The 17,508-nt window shown below is 69.8% G+C and carries 16 protein-coding genes and 1 tRNA gene; 10 read left to right on the top strand and 7 right to left on the bottom strand.

The annotated features are described in order from the left end of the window. The first annotated feature begins 3 nt into the window (after window positions 1-3). The 3 genes from G6N23_RS17295 (at window position 4) to G6N23_RS17305 (ending at window position 4,596) form a co-directional block, all read left to right on the top strand. Window positions 4-879 carry an oxidoreductase gene (locus G6N23_RS17295; RefSeq protein WP_085259753.1) on the top strand — a complete coding sequence of 292 codons (876 nt, stop codon included), beginning with the start codon at window positions 4-6 and terminating at the stop codon, window positions 877-879. Window positions 880-1,061: 182 nt separating this feature from the next. Further along, a complete protein-coding gene (locus tag G6N23_RS17300) occupies window positions 1,062-3,428 on the top strand; it encodes a lysylphosphatidylglycerol synthase transmembrane domain-containing protein (RefSeq protein ID WP_085259826.1) in 2,367 nt (788 codons plus the stop codon). Window positions 3,429-3,432: 4 nt separating this feature from the next. Then, complete coding sequence (locus tag G6N23_RS17305; protein WP_085259752.1) at window positions 3,433-4,596, top strand: FAD-binding domain; 1,164 nt, start codon at window positions 3,433-3,435, stop codon at window positions 4,594-4,596. A 2-nt stretch (window positions 4,597-4,598) separates the two neighbouring features. Here G6N23_RS17305 and G6N23_RS17310 read toward each other — a convergent pair whose 3' ends face one another. The 4 genes from G6N23_RS17310 to G6N23_RS17325 are packed head-to-tail and all read right to left on the bottom strand — an operon-like array spanning window position 4,599 to window position 8,040. Continuing rightward, window positions 4,599-5,678, bottom strand: a complete 1,080-nt coding sequence (locus G6N23_RS17310; protein ID WP_085259751.1) for a galactokinase — start codon at window positions 5,676-5,678, stop codon at window positions 4,599-4,601. Next, window positions 5,675-6,757, bottom strand: coding sequence for a galactose-1-phosphate uridylyltransferase (galT, locus tag G6N23_RS17315; protein ID WP_085259750.1), 1,083 nt, complete (start codon window positions 6,755-6,757; stop codon window positions 5,675-5,677). The genes G6N23_RS17310 and galT overlap by 4 nt, the downstream gene beginning before the upstream one ends. Next, window positions 6,754-7,230, bottom strand: coding sequence for a DUF309 domain-containing protein (locus G6N23_RS17320; RefSeq protein ID WP_085259749.1), 477 nt, complete (start codon window positions 7,228-7,230; stop codon window positions 6,754-6,756). The genes galT and G6N23_RS17320 overlap by 4 nt, the downstream gene beginning before the upstream one ends. 21 nt (window positions 7,231-7,251) lie before the next feature. Next, window positions 7,252-8,040 (bottom strand): class I SAM-dependent methyltransferase, encoded by a 789-nt coding sequence (locus G6N23_RS17325; protein ID WP_085259748.1) that lies wholly within the window; start codon window positions 8,038-8,040, stop codon window positions 7,252-7,254. Window positions 8,041-8,156: 116 nt separating this feature from the next. Between G6N23_RS17325 and G6N23_RS22630 the strand changes: the two genes are divergently transcribed. Next, window positions 8,157-9,686, top strand: a complete 1,530-nt coding sequence (locus G6N23_RS22630) for a serine/threonine-protein kinase (protein WP_085259747.1) — start codon at window positions 8,157-8,159, stop codon at window positions 9,684-9,686. A gap of 45 nt (window positions 9,687-9,731) precedes the next feature. Continuing rightward, window positions 9,732-10,163: a pyridoxamine 5'-phosphate oxidase family protein gene (locus G6N23_RS17335; protein WP_085259746.1), complete on the top strand. Its 432-nt coding sequence runs from the start codon at window positions 9,732-9,734 to the stop codon at window positions 10,161-10,163. Window positions 10,164-10,203: 40 nt separating this feature from the next. On the opposite strand, the gene G6N23_RS17340 is transcribed toward G6N23_RS17335, so the two are convergent. After that, window positions 10,204-10,286 (bottom strand) — tRNA-Tyr (locus G6N23_RS17340). 87 nt (window positions 10,287-10,373) lie between these two features. On the opposite strand from G6N23_RS17340, the gene G6N23_RS17345 reads away from it, so the two are divergent. The 3 genes from G6N23_RS17345 to G6N23_RS17355 are packed head-to-tail and all read left to right on the top strand — an operon-like array spanning window position 10,374 to window position 13,475. Continuing rightward, on the top strand, window positions 10,374-10,865 hold the full coding sequence (locus G6N23_RS17345; protein ID WP_085259745.1) for a YajQ family cyclic di-GMP-binding protein: 492 nt from the start codon (window positions 10,374-10,376) through the stop codon (window positions 10,863-10,865). A 38-nt stretch (window positions 10,866-10,903) separates the two neighbouring features. Beyond that, entirely contained in the window at window positions 10,904-12,394 is a 1,491-nt protein-coding gene (locus G6N23_RS17350) for a flavin-containing monooxygenase (protein WP_095174131.1), read from the top strand. 55 nt (window positions 12,395-12,449) lie between these two features. After that, entirely contained in the window at window positions 12,450-13,475 is a 1,026-nt protein-coding gene (locus tag G6N23_RS17355) for an NAD(P)H-dependent glycerol-3-phosphate dehydrogenase (RefSeq protein WP_085259744.1), read from the top strand. A 101-nt stretch (window positions 13,476-13,576) separates the two neighbouring features. Here the strand turns inward: G6N23_RS17355 and htpX are convergent, their stop codons facing one another. Together htpX and grcC1 are read right to left on the bottom strand one after the other, a co-directional pair. Continuing rightward, window positions 13,577-14,425 (bottom strand): zinc metalloprotease HtpX, encoded by an 849-nt coding sequence (htpX, locus tag G6N23_RS17360; protein ID WP_085259743.1) that lies wholly within the window; start codon window positions 14,423-14,425, stop codon window positions 13,577-13,579. Window positions 14,426-14,497: 72 nt separating this feature from the next. Next, window positions 14,498-15,514, bottom strand: a complete 1,017-nt coding sequence (grcC1, locus tag G6N23_RS17365; RefSeq protein ID WP_085259742.1) for a nonaprenyl/(2E,6E)-farnesyl/geranylgeranyl diphosphat synthase — start codon at window positions 15,512-15,514, stop codon at window positions 14,498-14,500. A gap of 21 nt (window positions 15,515-15,535) precedes the next feature. On the opposite strand from grcC1, the gene menJ reads away from it, so the two are divergent. Together menJ and G6N23_RS17375 are read left to right on the top strand one after the other, a co-directional pair. Continuing rightward, window positions 15,536-16,768, top strand: a complete 1,233-nt coding sequence (gene menJ / locus G6N23_RS17370; protein ID WP_095173705.1) for a menaquinone reductase MenJ — start codon at window positions 15,536-15,538, stop codon at window positions 16,766-16,768. Between the two features lie 61 nt (window positions 16,769-16,829). Then, window positions 16,830-17,504: a class I SAM-dependent methyltransferase gene (locus G6N23_RS17375; RefSeq protein WP_085259741.1), complete on the top strand. Its 675-nt coding sequence runs from the start codon at window positions 16,830-16,832 to the stop codon at window positions 17,502-17,504. Window positions 17,505-17,508 lie beyond the last annotated feature (4 nt).

Here is a 17,508-nt window from a genome sequence, read left to right on the forward strand (position 1 = left end):
ACCATGGCTTTCCGACTCGCCGACACACCCGATCAGCACGGCCGCACCTTCGTGGTGACCGGCGCCAACGGCGGACTGGGCGAGGTCGTCACCCGCACCCTGGCCGCCAACGGCGCCAGCGTGGTGATGGCCTGCCGCAACACCGCCAAGGCCCAGCAGATCGCCGACGGCATCGACGGCGACGTCACGGTGGCGGCGCTGGATCTGGGCAGCCTGGCCTCGGTGCGGGATTTCGCCGCGCAGCAGGGCGGCTTCGATGTGCTGGTCAATAACGCCGGGGTGATGAACATCCCGATGCGGCGCACCGTCGACGGCTTCGAGATGCAGTTCGGCGTCAACCACCTCGGCCACTTCGCGCTGACCGGTCTGCTGCTGGACCGCATCGGCGACCGGGTGGTGACGGTGTCGAGCATCGCGCACAAGCAGACCCCGAAGTTCTGGATCGACGACCTCAACTACTCCGACCGCTTCTATCAGCGCAACCTGGCCTACGCGCAGTCCAAGCTGGCCAACCTGATGTTCGCCCGCGAGCTGCAGCGCCGGTTGCGCGCGGCCGGATCGCCGCTGCGGTCCTACGCGGTGCACCCCGGGGTGTCGGCCACCGAGCTGTTCGACAACGACAAGAGCCTGCCCGGTCTGGTCGCCAAGTACGGCATGACGCTGGTCGGCCAGGCACCCGAGCGGGCCGCCGAGTCGATCGTCTTCGCCGCCACCACCGCCGACGCCGACCCGGACACTTACTGGGGGCCGACCAAGCTGAACCAGGCCCGCGGCCCGGTCGGCCCGTGCCCGTCGAACAAGCTGTCAAAAGACCAGCGGCTGTGGCGGCGGCTGTGGGAAGAGTCGGAGAAGATGACCGGGGTGCACTACCCGCTCTGAGCGAGTTGTCGCGCATAGCCGGGCACACACCACACCCCCGCCCCGCAGTGACGCATGGGGCGCATGAGACTCGCACGCGGCGACGCGCACCCGCTGTCGCCGACAAACTGACGTGACACCCCAGCTCACCGGTTAAGTTGTGGCGAGCCGCAATCTGCGGCACCCAGGGACCGAAAGTGATCATGCGAGTTGAGGGACGCGAGGTTGCCGTCACCGGCAACCTGCTGCAACCGCTGACCCGACGCACCAACGACATTCTGCGTCTCGGGCTGGCGACGCTGTTCCTCGCCACCGTCATCACCAGCTCCCTGGTCACCCGCTACGAGTGGGTATCGCTGGAACGCTCGGTGTCCCAGATCGTCGGGGTGCTCTCCCCGACCCACGCCAACCAGGTATACCTGGCCTACGGCATCGCGATCGTGGGGCTGCCCTTCGCCATCCTGATCGGCCTGGTCGTCTCCCGGCAGTGGAAACTACTGGCGGCCTACGCGGTCGCCGGGCTGCTCGCGGTGGCGTCGCTGTCGATCCGCAGCAACGGGTTGGCCGCACCGCGGTGGCACTTCGACCTGTCCGAACGGCTGGCCACCACACTGGCCCAGTTCCTCGACGACCCGCGGTGGATCGCCATGCTCGCCGCGATGCTCACCGTCTCCGGCCCGTGGCTGCCGGCCCGCTGGCGGCGCTGGTGGTGGGCGCTGCTGCTGGCGTTCGTGCCGATCCACCTGGTGGTCAGCGCAATCGTGCCGGCCCGCTCCCTGCTGGGTCTGGCCGTCGGCTGGTTCGTCGGGGCGCTGGTGATCCTCATCGTCGGAACCCCCGCACTGGAGGTGCCGCTGGACGGCACCGTGCGCACCCTGGCCCGCCGCGGCTGCACCGTCACCGAGCTCACCGTGGTCCGCCCGGCCGGGCGCGGGCCGCTGGTGCTGTCCACCGTCGGCAAGCGCCCGGCGATCATCGAACTCTACGGCCCCAACCAGCGCAGCGGCGGCGCGCTGCGCCAGCTCTGGCGCAAGCTGCGGCTGCGCACCACCGAGACCGCGCCGTTGCACGCCTCGCTGCACCGCGCCGTCGAGCATCGCGCGCTGATGGCGATCGCCATCGCCGAGACCGGGGTCGCCAACACCGACACCGTCGCGGTGGCCTCCCTGGACCGGGGCTGGACGCTGTACGCCCACACCGCGCCACGCGGGGTGCCGATCGCCGATTGTGTCGCCAGCACCCCGGTGGGCAAGGCCTGGGAGGCACTGCGGCGGTTGCACGATCAGCAGATCTCGCACGGGGACCTGCGCAGCAAGGAGATGACGGTCGTCGGCGACCGGGTGCTGTTCGGCGGTTTCGGCAACGCCGAGTACGGCGCCACCGACACCCAGCTGCAGTCCGATATCGCCCAGTTGCTGGTGACGACGTCATCGCTGTACAACGCGTCGTCGGCGGTGGCCGCGGCGATCGAGCACTTCGGCCGCACCGCGGTGCTGGCCGCCTCACGCCGCCTCACCAAATCGGCTGTGCCGTCACGGCTTCGCAAGGCGGTGCCCGAGGTCGGTGCGGTGATCTCGGCCGCCCGCGAGGAGGTCAAGCGGCAGACCAACACCGACGCGATCCACACCAAGACCATCACCCGCTTCACCCGCAGCCAGCTGATCCAGTTGGTGCTGCTGGTCGCGCTGGTCTATGTCGCCTATCCGTTCATCAGCCAGGTCCCGACGTTCTTTTCCCAACTGCGGCAGGCGAACTGGTCCTGGGCTCTGGTGGGGTTGATCGTGTCGTCGCTGACCTATGTCGGTGCGGCCGGGGCGCTGTGGGCCTGCGCCAACGGCGCGGTCAGCTTCCGCAATCTGGCGATCATGCAGGTGGCCAACACCTTTGCCGCCACCACCACCCCGGCCGGTGTGGGCGGGCTGGCGTTGAGTACCCGCTTTCTGGTCAAGGGCGGGCTGAGCGCCCTGCGGGCCACCGCCGCGGTCGCGCTGCAGCAGTCGGTGCAGGTGATCGTGCACGTGATCCTGCTGATCGTCTTCACCACCGCGGCGGGCGCCCGGGCCGACCTGTCCCATTTCGTGCCCAGCGCCACCATGCTCTACCTGATCGCCGGTGTGGCACTGGGGCTTGCCGGCATCTTCCTGCTGGTGCCCAACCTGCGCCGGTGGTTGACCACGGCGCTGCGTCCCCGCCTCACCGAGGTCACCGCCGACCTGATGGAGCTGGCCCGGGAACCCAAGCGGCTGGCGCTGATCGTGCTGGGCGCGGCCGGCACCACCCTGGGTGCGGCACTGGCACTGTGGGCCAGCGTGGAGGCCTTCGGCGGCAACACCTCCTTCGTCACCGTCACGGTGGTGACGATGGTCGGCGGCACCCTGGCCTCGGCCGCCCCGACACCCGGCGGGGTCGGCGCCGTGGAGGCCGCCCTGATCGGTGGGCTGGCCGCGTTCGGCGTCCCCGCCGCGCTGGCGGTCCCGTCGGTGCTGCTGTATCGGGTGTTGACCTGCTGGCTGCCGGTGTTCGTCGGCTGGCCGGTGATGCGCTGGCTGACCGAGAACGAGATGATCTGACCCGATGCGGATCGCGATCAGCGGTGCAGGAGTGGCCGGAACGGCACTCGCGCACTGGCTGCACCGCACCGGCCACACCCCGACCGTGATCGAGCAGGCGCCGGCCTTCCGCTCAGGGGGCTACATGATCGACTTCTGGGGCGTCGGCTACACCGTGGCCCAGCGGATGGGCATCGAGGCGCAGATCCTCGACAAGGGCTACCAGATCGAGTCCGTCCGATCGGTCGGCGCCGACGGCCGCACCCGCGCGGCATTGGACGCACACGTTTTTCAGCACCTGCTCGGCGACGACTTCACCAGCCTGCCCCGCGGCGACCTGGCCGACACCATCCACACCACCATCGCCGAGCACGTCGAGATGATCTACGGCGACAGCATCACCGGCATCGACGACCACGACGACGGTGTCCGGCTGACCTTCACCCACGCCGCGCCGCGCGAGTTCGACCTGGTGATCGGCGCCGACGGCCTGCACTCCAACGTGCGCCGGCTGGTCTTCGGCCCGGACGCCGATTTCGAGCACTACCTGGGCTGCAAAGTGGCCGCGGCCGTCGTCGAGGGTTACCGGCCCCGCGACGAACTGGTGTACGTGAGCTACGCCGTGCCCGGCCGGCAGGTGTCCCGGGTCGCACTGCGCGACGACCGCACCCTGGTGCTGTTCGTGTTCCGCGACGCCTCCGCCGAGGTGACCGATCCCCAGGCCCAGTTGCACCACCGGTTCGCCGACGCGGGCTGGGAATGCCCGCAGCTGCTGGCCGCGGTCGCCGGGGTTGAGGACCTGTACTTCGATGTGGTCAGCCAGGTCCGGATGGACTCCTGGTCGCGGGGGCGGGTGCTGTTGCTCGGCGACGCCGCCGGGTGCATCTCGCTGCTCGGCGGTGAGGGCACCGGCCTGGCCATCACCGAGGCCTACGTCTTGGCCGGCGAATTGCAACGCACCGCCGGTGACCATCGGCGCGCGTTCGGCGCCTACGAAGCGCGGCTGCGACCGTTCATCGAAGCCAAACAGTCCAGCGCGCAACAGTTCCTCGGGTTCTTCGCCACCCGGACCCGATTCGGGCTGTGGTTTCGCAACCTGGCGATCCGGGCGATGAACCTCCGGCTGCTCACGAGCGTGTTCGCCGGCTCGGTGCGCGACGATTTCGACCTGCCCGACTACCCGATCTGACGCTATCCGGCCCCGGCCGCCGCATACACCCGGCTCAGGTCCGGCTCGGCGTAGCCCGCCGCGGTCACCGCGGCCCGCACCGCATCGCCGACCTTCAGCGTCAGCTCGGCCGGCACCAGGGCGATCACGCAGCCGCCGAAACCGCCGCCGGTCATCCGGGCGCCCAGCGCTCCGGCCGCCACCGCGGCGTCGACGATCACATCCAGATGCGCGGTGGTGATCTCGAAGTCGTCGCGCATCGAGGCGTGCGACGCGGTGAACAACCGGCCCGCCGCGGCGAAGTCCAACTCCCCGCACGCCGCAACGAAATCCAGCACGCGCTCGTTCTCGGTCAACACATGCCGGGCCCGGCGGACGTCGACCGGGTCGGCGATGCCGTCGAGCACCTGCACGCCGCGGTGCTGCACCTCCCGCAGGGACGTCACCCCCAGCCCGGCGGCGGCCCGCTCGCACGACGCGCGCCGTGCGGCGTACTCGCCGTCGACGTGGCCGTGGCGCTGACCGGACTCGAACAACAGCAACGTCACCCCGGAGGCGTCCGGGTCGAAGGGCACCGGGTGCACCGCGACGTCGCGGAAGTCGATCAACAGCGCGCTGTTGACCTCCCCGAACAGCGACGACAGCTGATCGAGCAAACCCGTTGGGGCGCCGACGTAGTCGTTCTCGGCGCGCTGCCCGATCCGAGCCTGCTCGATCCGGTCGATCTGCACCCCGGCGGCGCAGGTCAGGGCGCCGAGCACCGCGCATTCCAGCGCCGCCGACGATGACAGACCCGAACCGATCGGCACGTCGCTGCGGATCGACATGGTTCCGCCGGGCACCGCAACACCGCCCTCGCGCAACGCCCAGATCACCCCGGCCACATATGCGGCCCAGCCGGTGATCCCGCCGGGGGCGGTGTCCACGGGGATGCGCACCGAGGTGTCGGCGGCGTCGGACAGCACGGTGATCGTGTCGATCTCGGCGGGGCTGAAGGCGACGGTGGTGCGCTGCGGCAGCGCGATCGGTAGCGCGAAACCCCCGTTGTAGTCGGTGTGTTCACCGATGAGGTTCACCCGGCCCGGCGCGGAATAGCTGATCACAGCTCACGCAGCCGCTCGGCGACCGACTCCGGGGTGACGTCGGCGATGAACGCGTCCATCGCCGATTCCGAGGCCGCCAGGTACTTCAGCTTGGTGGCGCTGCGCCGGATCGACATCAACTCGACGTGGAAATACCCGTCGGCCTGCGGTCCGTCGGCGCGGTACTGGTGCAGGGCGGCCATATACGGCAGCGGGGCGTCGTAGATGCGGTCGAAGCGGCCCAACAGATTTCGGTAGATCTGCGCGAAGTCGTCCAGCTCGGCGTCATACAGCTCGGTCAGGTTGTGCACCCGCCGATTCGGATACAGGTGCACCTCCACGGGCCAGCGCGCCGCGAACGGTACGAATGCGGTGAAGTACTCGGTGCGTGTCACGATCCGGGTGCCGTCGGCCAGCTCGGCGGCGAGCAGGTCGGCGAACAGATTGGTGCCGTGGGTGTTTCGGTGATCGCGGGCCTGGTCCAGCATCACCGCGGTGCGCGGGGTCAGATAGGGGTAGCCGTAGATCTGGCCGTGCGGGTGGGCCAGCGTCACCCCGATCTCCTCGCCGCGGTTCTCGAAGCAGAACACCTGCTCGACGCCGGGGCGCGCCAGCAGGTCGGCGGTGCGGTGCCGCCAGGCCTGCACCACCAGCCGGGCGTGCTCGGCGGGCAGGGCGGCGAACGAGCCGGTGTGATCGGCCGAGAAGCAGATCACCTCGCAGCGGCCATGCCCGGGTGCGGCGATGAATCCGGCGCCGTCGGGCGGGGTGGCGATCGCGGCCCCGGTCCCGGCCAGGCTGGGGAACCGGTTCTCGAAGACCACCACGTCGTAGCCGGGCGCGGGCACCTCACTGGTCAGCCCGCTCGGTCCCGGACACAGCGGACAGGCCTCGGCGGGCGGTTGGTAAGTGCGGTCCTGGCGTTGCGCGGCGATGATCACCCATTGGCCGGTGGTGCGGTCGAAGCGCAGCTGCGACGGCTCGGGGTCGCGGGGCGGCAGCGGCCGGCGGTCGGCCACCGGGGCCGGGCTGTGACCGGGCAGGCAGAAGAACAACAGGTAGCGGCCGTCGGCAAGCGTCCAGCTCGTCGGGTGGCTCACGCGACCAACCGGGGGTGCAGCCGGTTCGGGGCGATCTCGACGCCGGCCGCCAGGTCGTCGGCGAGGGTGGCGGCGAAGCGCAGCAGACCGGCGAGGTCGATCCCGAACGGCGCCGGGGCGTGCACCGCGGCCAGGTGGTCGGCGCCGCGGCGCAGCAGGCTCACCGCGCCGACCACGTTGCCGCGCTGGACGTGGGTGACACCGACCGCCAGTTGCGCCAGTCCCTGCCACAGATCGCGTTCGGCGTCGGGCCGGTGTTTCCAGGCGGCTTCCAGCACCTCGTGGGCGTTGAACGCCAGACCGTCGTCGAGCAGCAGCTGCGCGTAGGCCAGCGTCTGCGCCGGTGGCAGGTCGAGATCGTCGGGAACACCTTCGACTCCACCCTGGCTGCCGCGCGGCAGCGGCCGACCCAGCCGGTCCCGCGGGCGGGCGTTGCGGGGGCGGCCGGAGTCGTCGCGGTCGCGGGTTGTCACCCGTTCATCATGGCAAGTGGGTTACGCGGCCGGTTTGGCGGCGATCACCTCGATGGCCGCCATGTGGTTTCGGTGGCGGCGGAACGTCGCGCGCATGTTGAGCACCCGGGCCCGCGCATCGGAGTCGCGCAGCACGTTGAACACGAACCGCAGCGCCCCGAGCAGGCCCTCGTCGGCGACCAGCCGGTGCGGTTCGAGCAGCGCCATCGGCGCGTAGGAGATCTTCTCCACCGTGAAGCCGGCCCCGTTGAGCAGCTCGGTCCACTCCGCGGCGGTCAGCGGGCGCGCGTTGACCTTGATCGAGCGGGCCAGCGCGGTGCGCACCTCGTCCTTGACGGCCTCGGGCACGTCGTGGGGCTGCAGCACCATCTCGTGGATGGCGTAGCGGCCGCCGGGCCGCAGCACCCGGAAGGCCTCGCGCATGATCTCGGCCTTGTGCGCGTTGGTCTGCATGGTCAGCATGGCTTCGCCGACGACGACGTCGGCGCTGCCGGCGGCCAGCCCGGTCTCCGACGCCTCGCCGGTGACGACCTTTCCGCGGGCGCCGACCACCGAACGGACCACACCGGCGGCGTTCTCGTCGGCCTCCACACCGGTGTAGGTGCCGGGAGTGCACGCCAGGATCTCTTTTGCGGTGCGGCCCATGCCGGGGGCGAGTTCGACGACGTCGGCGCCGGACAGCTGCGCGTCGGCGAGCATGCGGTGGGTCAGCCCGAGGCCGCCGGGGCGCAGGACGCGTTTGCCGAGGCGCGCGAAGAGCCAGTGGCCGGGGAGATCAGCGGTTTTGCGGTCAGACATGGGCAAGGTCATGCAATGAAGGTTAGCCTTACCCATATTGCGTCCGCTAGAGGACTTTAGACCCTGTCTCTCCTTTAAATCGGTGGTGAAGCCGGGGAGATGTCGGTGCCCGGCGATACGTTCACGACATGCTCACCGCAGGCTCGACGTTCGCCGGGTACCGCATCGTGCGGCAGCTGGGCTCGGGCGGAATGGGCGAGGTCTACCTGGCCGAACACCCTCGACTGCCGCGCCGCGACGCGCTGAAGGTGCTGCCCGCCCAGGTGTCGGCCGACCCGAATTTCCGGGAACGGTTCAACCGCGAAGCCGACCTGGCGGCGTCGCTGTGGCATCCGCACATCGTCGGGGTGCACGACCGCGGCGAGTACGACGGCCAGCTGTGGATCGCGATGGACTACGTCGACGGCTCCGACGCCGAGGCGCTGCTGCGGCACCACCCGGGCGGTCTGCCGCGCGAGCAGGTGGTCGAGATCGTCGCGGCCGTCGCGCGGGCCCTGGATCACGCGCATCAGCGCGGGCTGCTGCACCGCGACGTCAAACCGGCGAACATCCTGCTGACCAAACCCGGCGACACCAGTGCGCGGATCATCCTGGCGGACTTCGGGATCGGGCTGCGGGTCGACGAGGTCAGCGGCCTGACGGCGACCAACATGGCGGTCGGCACGCTGCGCTACGCCGCACCCGAGCAACTGCGGGGTGCCGCGATCGACGGCCGGGCCGACCAGTACGCGCTGGCCGCCACCGCCTACCACCTGCTCACCGGCAAGCCACCGGTGCATCCCGACCCGGCCGGGCTCGATGCCGCGCTGATCCGGGCGCTGGCCGAGGATCCGGCCGAGCGGTACGCCGGCTGCGCCGACTTCGCGGCCGCACTGCGGGCGGCTGCGCCCGCGCCGAGCCGGCCGGTGCTTCCACTGCCGAAGCCCCGGCGCCGGTTGTCGAGGGGCTGGGCGCTGTCGGCCGCCGCATTCCTGGCGCTGTACCTGCTCGGCAGCACCCGGGCGGAGCCGCCGGCGCCGACCGCCGCGGCACCGGTGACGTCCACTTCGACGACCACCGTGACGGCATCGCCTCCCCCACTAGCCCTCACGGCTCCACCGGTCACGACGGAAGCTCCACCTGCGGCGACGACCCCGCCGGTGACGTCGGCGCCGGCGGCTCCATTACTGGATACGACATGCAGCCACGCCCAGTTCAACACCACGGTGATCTCGGTATCGGGGATGACCCTGCGCTGCCTCAGCAGCGTCGCCGGCTATTCCTGGCAGGCCGACACCGCCACCACGATGGTTGATCCGGCGATCGTCGGGCAGATCGGCTGGAAGAACTGCCTGGCCGAGTTCCCCCGCGCCGACTGCGTGGCCGCCGCAGCGCAGATCGCCGGCTCGCCCAACGCCGCCGGCCCGGTGTTCCCGGCCGGCCGCTACGTGATTCCCGACGTGATGCCCTTCGGCACCTATGCGGCCGGAGTCGACCCGGGCGGTTCGTGCAGCTATGCCGTCGTCGACCGGCACGGTCAGGTCGTCGACTCCGGCTCCCGGCTGATCACGCTGGGCATCACGACGGTCGATGTCGATCCGCGCGCTGAAAACGGCACCTTCGTCAGCTACGGGTGCACCCCGTGGGCACGGACCAAACCGCTGCCGCCGGACTGGTAGGCCCGCCGGTGGAATAGCGCCGGGACCGGCGCCGTTCGTGTCGGCATGCCCAAACCATTCACCGAAGCCGAACGTCAGCAATTCCTCGCCGGCACGCACGTCGCCGTGCTGTCCGTCGACGCCACCGGCGGCCGGCCCCCGGCCAGCGTCCCGATCTGGTACGACTACACCCCAGGGGGCGACATCCTGGTCAACACCGGCGCCGGCTCCCGCAAGGCCAAGCTCATCGAGCGGGCCGGTGCGGTGACGCTGGTGGCACAGCGCGAAGACCTGCCCTATCAATACGTCGTCGTCGAAGGCACCGTCGTACAGGCCACCACGCCGGCGCCGCAGGAACCACGCGAAGCCATCGCGGTTCGCTACCTCGGCAAGGAAGGCGGACGGGCGTTCGCCGCCAACATGGACGGCGCCTCCAGCGTGCTGTTCACCATCCGGCCCGACCGCTGGCTGACCGCCGACTTCTCCGACGAGCTGTAAAAAGCAATCAGGCCCCTCGCAACGGGGGGCCTGATATGGGTGGCAGGTGCAGGATTCGAACCTGCGTAGGCTTGCGCCGACGGATTTACAGTCCGCTCCCATTGGCCGCTCGGGCAACCTGCCGTATCGCGCCTAGCAGACTACAACGAAGATGTACCCCGAACACAAACGGGCCAGCACCTGCCGAACGGCATGGAGAAAGGACGTCTCGTGGCCGACTCATCGTTCGACATCGTCAGCAAGGTCGACCGCCAGGAGGTCGACAACGCCTTGAACCAGGCGGCCAAAGAACTGGCCACCCGGTTCGACTTCCGCGGCACCGACACCACCATCGCCTGGAAGGGCGAGGAGACCATCGAGCTGGTCAGCTCCACCGAGGAACGCGTCAAGGCCGCCGTCGACGTGTTCAAGGAGAAGCTGATCCGCCGGGACATCTCGATGAAGGCGTTCGACGCCGGCGAACCGCAGGCCTCCGGCAAGACCTACAAGGTCAGCGGCAGCCTCAAGCAGGGCATCGACGCCGAGCACGCCAAGAAGATCAACAAGCTGATCCGGGACGAGGGGCCCAAGGGCGTCAAGAGCCAGGTCCAGGGCGACGAGATCCGGGTGTCGTCGAAGAAGCGCGACGACCTGCAGGCCGTCATCTCGCTGCTGAAGGGCGCCGACCTCGACGTGGCGCTGCAGTTCGTCAACTACCGGTAGCCCAAAGCCCCTAGCCCGCGGCCCTGCCTGTGCCTACGCTGGGAGCCGTGACCACCGAAGACTCCGTCGACGTCGTGATTATCGGAGCGGGCATCTCCGGGATCGGCGCGGCCTACCGCATCACCGAACGCAACCCCGGCACCCGCTACGTCATCCTGGAGCGGCGCGAACGCATCGGCGGCACCTGGGACCTGTTCCGGTATCCGGGGGTGCGCTCCGACAGCAGCATCTTCACGCTGTGCCTGCCGTATGAGCCGTGGACGGGCCGCGAACGGGTGGCCGACGGCGACGAGATCCGCGACTACCTGACCGATGCCGCGCGCAAGCACGGCATCGAGTCCCACATCCGGTTCAACAGCCACGTCGTCGCCGCCGACTGGGATTCGTCGACCGACACCTGGACGGTGACGGTGGAGGACGGCACCACTGGGACATCGCGGACCTACCGCGGCCGGTTCGTGTTCTTCGGATCCGGCTACTACAACTACGACGACGGTTACACCCCGGACTTCCCGGGCGTCGAGACGTTCACCGGCACGGTGGTGCACCCGCAACACTGGCCCGAGGACCTGGATTACGCCGGCAAGAAGATCGTGGTGATCGGCAGCGGTGCCACGGCGATGTCGCTGGTTCCGGCGCTGACCGAGCGGGCCGGCCAGGTGACCCTGCTGCAGCGCACGCCGACGTACCTGATCTCGGCGTCGAAATACAGTCGCTTCACCGACGCGGTCGCAAAGCTGTTGCCCCGCAAATTGGCTCACCCGATCATCCGGTTGACCATGGCCCTGTTCGAGGGCCTGGTCTGGTTCCTGGCCCGCAAGACGCCGGCGGTCCTGAAGTGGATGCTGCGCCGGACGGCCGTCCAGAACCTGCCGCCGGGCTATGACATCGACACCCACTTCAAGCCACCCTATCAACCGTGGGACCAGCGACTGTGCCTGATTCCCGACGCCGACCTCTACACCGAGATCAGCGCCGGACGAGTCGAGATGGTCACCGACCGGATCGATCACTTCGACGCCACCGGGATCACGTTGCAGTCCGGGACGCACCTGGATGCCGACATCATCGTCACCGCCACCGGTCTGCAGCTGCAGGCTCTCGGCGGAGTACGGATCAGCCTGGACGGCACCGAGATCAAGCCCACCGATCGCTTCGTCTACAAGGCGCACATGCTCGAAGACGTGCCCAACCTGTTCTGGTGCGTCGGCTACACCAACGCCTCCTGGACACTGCGTGCCGACATGACCGCCCGGGCCACCGCAAAGCTGATGTCGCACATGGCCGCCCGCGGGTACACCCACGCGTACCCGCATCGCGGCGATGAGCCGCTCACCGAGAAGCCGGCCTGGGACATTCAGGCCGGCTATGTGCTGCGTGCCCTGCACGCGCTGCCCAAGTCCGGCACGAAGCGGCCCTGGAACGTGCGGCAGAACTACTTCGCCGACGCGCTGGACTACCGGTTCGACCGGATCGAGGAATCGATGGTGTTCGGGCGGGCCGGGGAGCGGGTTCCGCTGGCCGGGTAGCACCGAGTTCGCCAACTGCCGGTGTGACGGCGGCGTCGGCAATACGCTGGCGCTCATGCCAGCTGCTACTCGCACACCCAGGGTCGTCGTGCTCGGCGGCGGATCGTTCGGCACCACGGTGGCGTCGATCTGCTCGCGCCGCGCCCCGACGCTGCAATGGGTTCGATCGGATTCGACCGCCGCCGACATCAACGACAACCAGCGCAACAACCGCTATCTGGGCGAGGACGTGGTGCTCAGCGAGACCCTGCGGGCCACCACCGATTTCGCCGAGGCCGCCCAGAGCGCCGACGTCGTCGTGATGGCGGTGCCGTCGCACGGGTTTCGGGGCGTGCTCACCGAGCTCGCCAACGAGCTTCGGCCGTGGGTGCCGGTGGTGTCACTGGTCAAGGGCCTGGAGCAGGGCACCAACATGCGGATGTCGCAGATCGTCGACGAGGTGCTGCCCGGGCATCCGGCCGGCATCCTGGCCGGGCCGAACATCGCCCGCGAGGTCGCTGAGGGCTACGCGGCCGCGGCGGTGCTGGCGATGCCCGACCAGCATCTGGCGGCGCAGCTGGCATTGCTTTTCCGCACCAAGCGGTTCCGGGTCTACACCAGCGACGACGTGGTCGGGGTCGAGATGGCCGGGGCGTTGAAGAACGTCTATGCGATCGCGGTGGGGATGGGCTATTCGCTGGGAATCGGCGAGAACACCCGGGCCATGGTGATGTCGCGGTCGGTGCGGGAGATGTCCAAGCTGGGCGAGGCGATGGGCGGGGCCCGCGACACCTTCTCCGGCCTGGCCGGCATGGGCGATCTGATCGTGACCTGCACCAGCCAGCGCAGCCGCAATCGGTTCGTCGGCGAACAGCTGGGCTCCGGAAAGTCGATCGACGAGATCATCGCGTCGATGAACCAGGTCGCCGAGGGGGTGCGGGCCGCCAGCGTGATCATGAAGTTCGCCGCGCAGTACGGGCTGAACATGCCGATCGCCCGTGAGGTCGACGGCGTGATCAACCACGGCTCGACCGTCGAGCAGGCCTACCGCGGGCTGATCGCCGAGGCGCCCGGGCACGAGGTGGAGGGCACCGGGTTCTGAACCTGGACCGCTGTCGTCACACGGCCATTCTGGAGCGGCGGCGGGAGTGACGGGTGGGACTGCCGGTGCCGGAGGGGCTGGGCAGCAGGGGGTTGGGAGAACTATCCCCGGGCCATCTCCTCCAGCCGGCGGATCCGGTCGGCCATCGGCGGGTGGGTGGAGAACAGCTGCCCGACCTTCTCGCCCACCCGGAACGGGTTGGCGATCATCAGGTGCGACTGGCTGGCCAGCTCCGGCTCGGGCGGCAGCGGGGCGGCCTGCACCCCGTCGGAGATCTTGCGCAGCGCGGACGCCAGCGCCAGCGGGTCACCGGTCAGCACGGCGCCGGACTCGTCGGCCTGATACTCCCGCGACCGCGACACCGCCAGCCGCACCACCGACGCGGCCAGCGGCCCCACCAAGGCCACCAGCAGCATCGCCAGCGGGTTGCCGTCGCGGCGGTTGCCCATGAACATCGCCATGTTGGCCAGCCCGGTGATCACCGATGCCAGGGCACCGGCCACGCAGGAGATCAGGATGTCGCGGTTGTAGACGTGCGACAGCTCGTGGCCCAGGACGGCACGCAGCTCACGCTCGTTGAGCAGGCGCAGGATTCCGCTGGTGCAACACACCGCGGCGTGCCGCGGGCTGCGGCCGGTCGCAAATGCGTTGGGGGCGTTGGTGTCGCTGACGTACAACCGGGGCATCGGCTGGTGGGCGGCGGTGGCCAGTTCACGCACGATCCGGTAGATCTCCGGCGCCTGGACCTCGGTGACCGGCTGGGCCCGCATCGCCCGCAGCGCCAGCTTGTCGCTGTTGAAGTAGGTGTAGGCGTTCATCGCCACGGCGAACAACACCGCCAACCACATCATCGAAGGCCCGAAGGCCCGACCGACCAGCACGATCAACCCCGACATGACGAACAGCAGCAAGAACGTCTTCGCCGTGTTGCGATGGGGGTGCCAGGTCATCGACTTCCTCCTCGGAGAACCGCGGTCTTGCTCATTTAACGCCTCGGGCGCAGCGCGGGTTCCGCATTGCGATCAGCCGTGGCGATTGACGGTGTAGTCGACCAGGCCGGCCAGTGCCGCTCGGCCGACGCAGTCGGGCAGCGCGGCCAACTCGGCGCGGGCCTGCGCGGCATAGTCGGCGACGGTCGCCTTCGCCCGCACCATCCCCGGCGATGCGCGCAGCAGCCCCAACGCCTCGGCCACCACCGCGTCGTCGGTGACCGGGCCGGCCAGCAGCGTCCGCAGCCGCTCGGCGTCCGGCCCGGCCTCCTGCAGCGCGTAGAGCACCGGCAGGGTGTGCACCCCTTCGCGCAGATCGGTGCCGGGCAGCTTCCCGGACTCGTCGGGGTCGCTGTCGATGTCGATGATGTCGTCGGAGATCTGGAACGCGGTGCCCACCACACCGCCGAGGCGGGCCAACCGCTCGATCTGATCGTCGTCGGCGCCGGAGAACGTCGCACCGAACCGGCCGGACGCCGAGATCAGGCAGGCCGTCTTCTCGTAGACCACCTTGAGGTAGTGCTCTATCGCGTCGGCCCCTTCGGCGGCCCCGCGGGTCTCCCGCATCTGCCCGGTCACCAGCTGGGCGAAGGTCTCGGCGATGATCCGCACCGCCTCCGGTCCCAGCCGCGACACCAGCCGCGACGCCGTCGCGAACAGGTAGTCCCCGGCCAGAATCGCGATGTTGTTGCCCCATCGCGCGTTCGCACTGGGCGCCCCACGGCGGATCTGCGCCTCGTCCATCACGTCGTCGTGATACAGCGTGGCCAGGTGCACCAGCTCGATCACCGCGCCGGCCACCGTCACCTGCCAGGCTTCCGGCTCCGGGCCCAGCTGCGCGGACAGCACCGTGAACAACGGCCGGAAACGCTTACCCCCGGCGTCGAACAGGTGGGTGACGGCCTCGGTCATCAGCACGTCCCCGCCGCGCAACTCGGTGTCCATCAGCTCTTCGATGCGTGCCACGCCGTCGCGGACGCTGCCCGCGAACGCCGGGTCGCCCAAGCCCCCGAAATCCAGCCCCGCCACCACACTCGCCGGTGTCCTCACGGCTCCAACATACTGGTCAGTGTGAACTCCAGCGCTGAGACGGTCGCCGACGTGGTGGTAGTGGGCGCCGGTCCGGCGGGGTCGGCGGCGGCCGCCTGGGCCGCCCGGGCGGGCCGCGACGTGTTGGTGGTCGACACGGCCACCTTCCCCCGGGACAAACCGTGCGGCGACGGGCTGACCCCGCGCGCCGTCGAGCAGCTGGAGTTGTTGGGGCTCGGCGAGTGGCTGGACAGCCACATCCGGCATCGGGGCCTGCGGATGGCCGGGTTCGGTGGCGAAGTGCAGGTGGACTGGCCCGGCCCGTCTTTCCCGTCGACGGGCAGCGCCGCACCGCGCACCGAACTCGACGAACGGATCCGCAAGGTCGCCGAGGAATCCGGGGCCCGGATGCGACTGGGCGTCAAGGCCGTCGGCGTCCGCCACGACTCGTCGGGACGGGTGCGCGCGGTGGTGCTGGCCGACGGCACCGAGGTGACCGGTCGGGCGCTGATCGTCGCCGACGGCGCCCGCTCGACCCTGGGCCGGGTGCTGGGCCGCCAGTGGCATCAGGAGACGGTGTACGGGGTGGCCGCGCGCGGATACCTGGCCTCGCCGCGGCATGACGAACCGTGGCTGACGTCGCACCTGGAACTGCGCTCCCCCGACGGCGCGGTGCTGCCGGGCTACGGGTGGATCTTCCCGCTGGGCAATGGCGAGGTGAACATCGGCGTCGGCGCGCTGGCCACCGTCAAGCGGCCCGCCGACGTGGCGCTGCGGCCGTTGCTGTCCTACTACGCCGACCTACGGCGCGACGAATGGGGCTTCGAGGGGCCGGTGAAGGCTCCGGCCAGCGCGCTGTTGCCGATGGGTGGGGCGGTCTCGGGGGTGGCCGGGCCGAACTGGATGTTGATCGGCGACGCCGCGGCCTGCGTCAACCCGCTCAACGGCGAGGGCATCGACTACGGACTGGAGACCGGACTGCTGGCCGCCGGCATGTTGGACTGCCCGGATCTCACCCACGCCTGGCCGGAGTTGCTGGCCGCCCGCTACGCCCGCGGCTTCTCGGTGGCCCGGCGGCTGGCGCTGTTGCTGACCTTCCCGCGGTTCCTGCCGGCGACCGGCCCGGTGGCGATGCGCTCGACGATGTTGATGCGGGTGGCGGTGCGGGTGATGGCCAATCTGGTCACCGAGGACGACGCCGACATGGTGGCGCGCGCCTGGCGCGGCGGGGGGCGGATGTCCCGGCTGATCGACCGTCGCCGCCCGTTCAGTTAGCCCGCTGAACCGCAATATCAGGATCATTGACACATATCAGTCCAGTTGATATACCGGACGGATGAGTGATTCATTGGAATTCCAGTTCGACGCCGCCTACCGCGGTGAATCCGAGCAGATGGGACTGGGCGCCAAACCACCGTGGAGCATCGGTGCGCCCCAGCCCGAACTGGCCGCACTGATCGAGCAGGGCAAGTTCCACGGCGATGTCCTCGACGTCGGCTGCGGCGAGGCCGCCATCTCGCTGTATCTGGCCGAACGGGGCCACAACACCGTCGGCCTGGACAGCTCGCCCACCGCCATCGACCTGGCCCGTCGCGAGGCCGCCGCGCGCGGCCTGACCAACGCCACCTTCGAGGTCGCCGACATCAGCGCGTTCACCGGCTATGACGGCCGGTTCGGCACCATCGTCGACAGCACGCTGTTCCACTCCATCCCGGTGGAGGCCCGCGAGGGCTACCAGCGCTCGATCGTGCGCGCCGCCGCGCCGGGAGCGTCGTACTTCGTGCTGGTCTTCGACAAGTCCGCCATCCCGGAGGGCCCGCCCTTCGCGGTGACCGACGAGGAGCTGCGCGACGTGGTGTCGAAGTACTGGGTGATCGACGAGATCAAACCGGCCCGGCTGCACGCGGTGTTCCCCGACGACTTCCCCGGCTTCGGCGGCGTCGGACTGCGCGACGAAGCAGGCGGCCGCAAATCGGCTGCGGGCTGGCTGCTCTCAGCGCACCTGGGCTGAACGC

The organism is Mycolicibacter terrae (assembly GCF_010727125.1).
In the GTDB taxonomy this organism is placed as follows: domain Bacteria; phylum Actinomycetota; class Actinomycetes; order Mycobacteriales; family Mycobacteriaceae; genus Mycobacterium; species Mycobacterium terrae.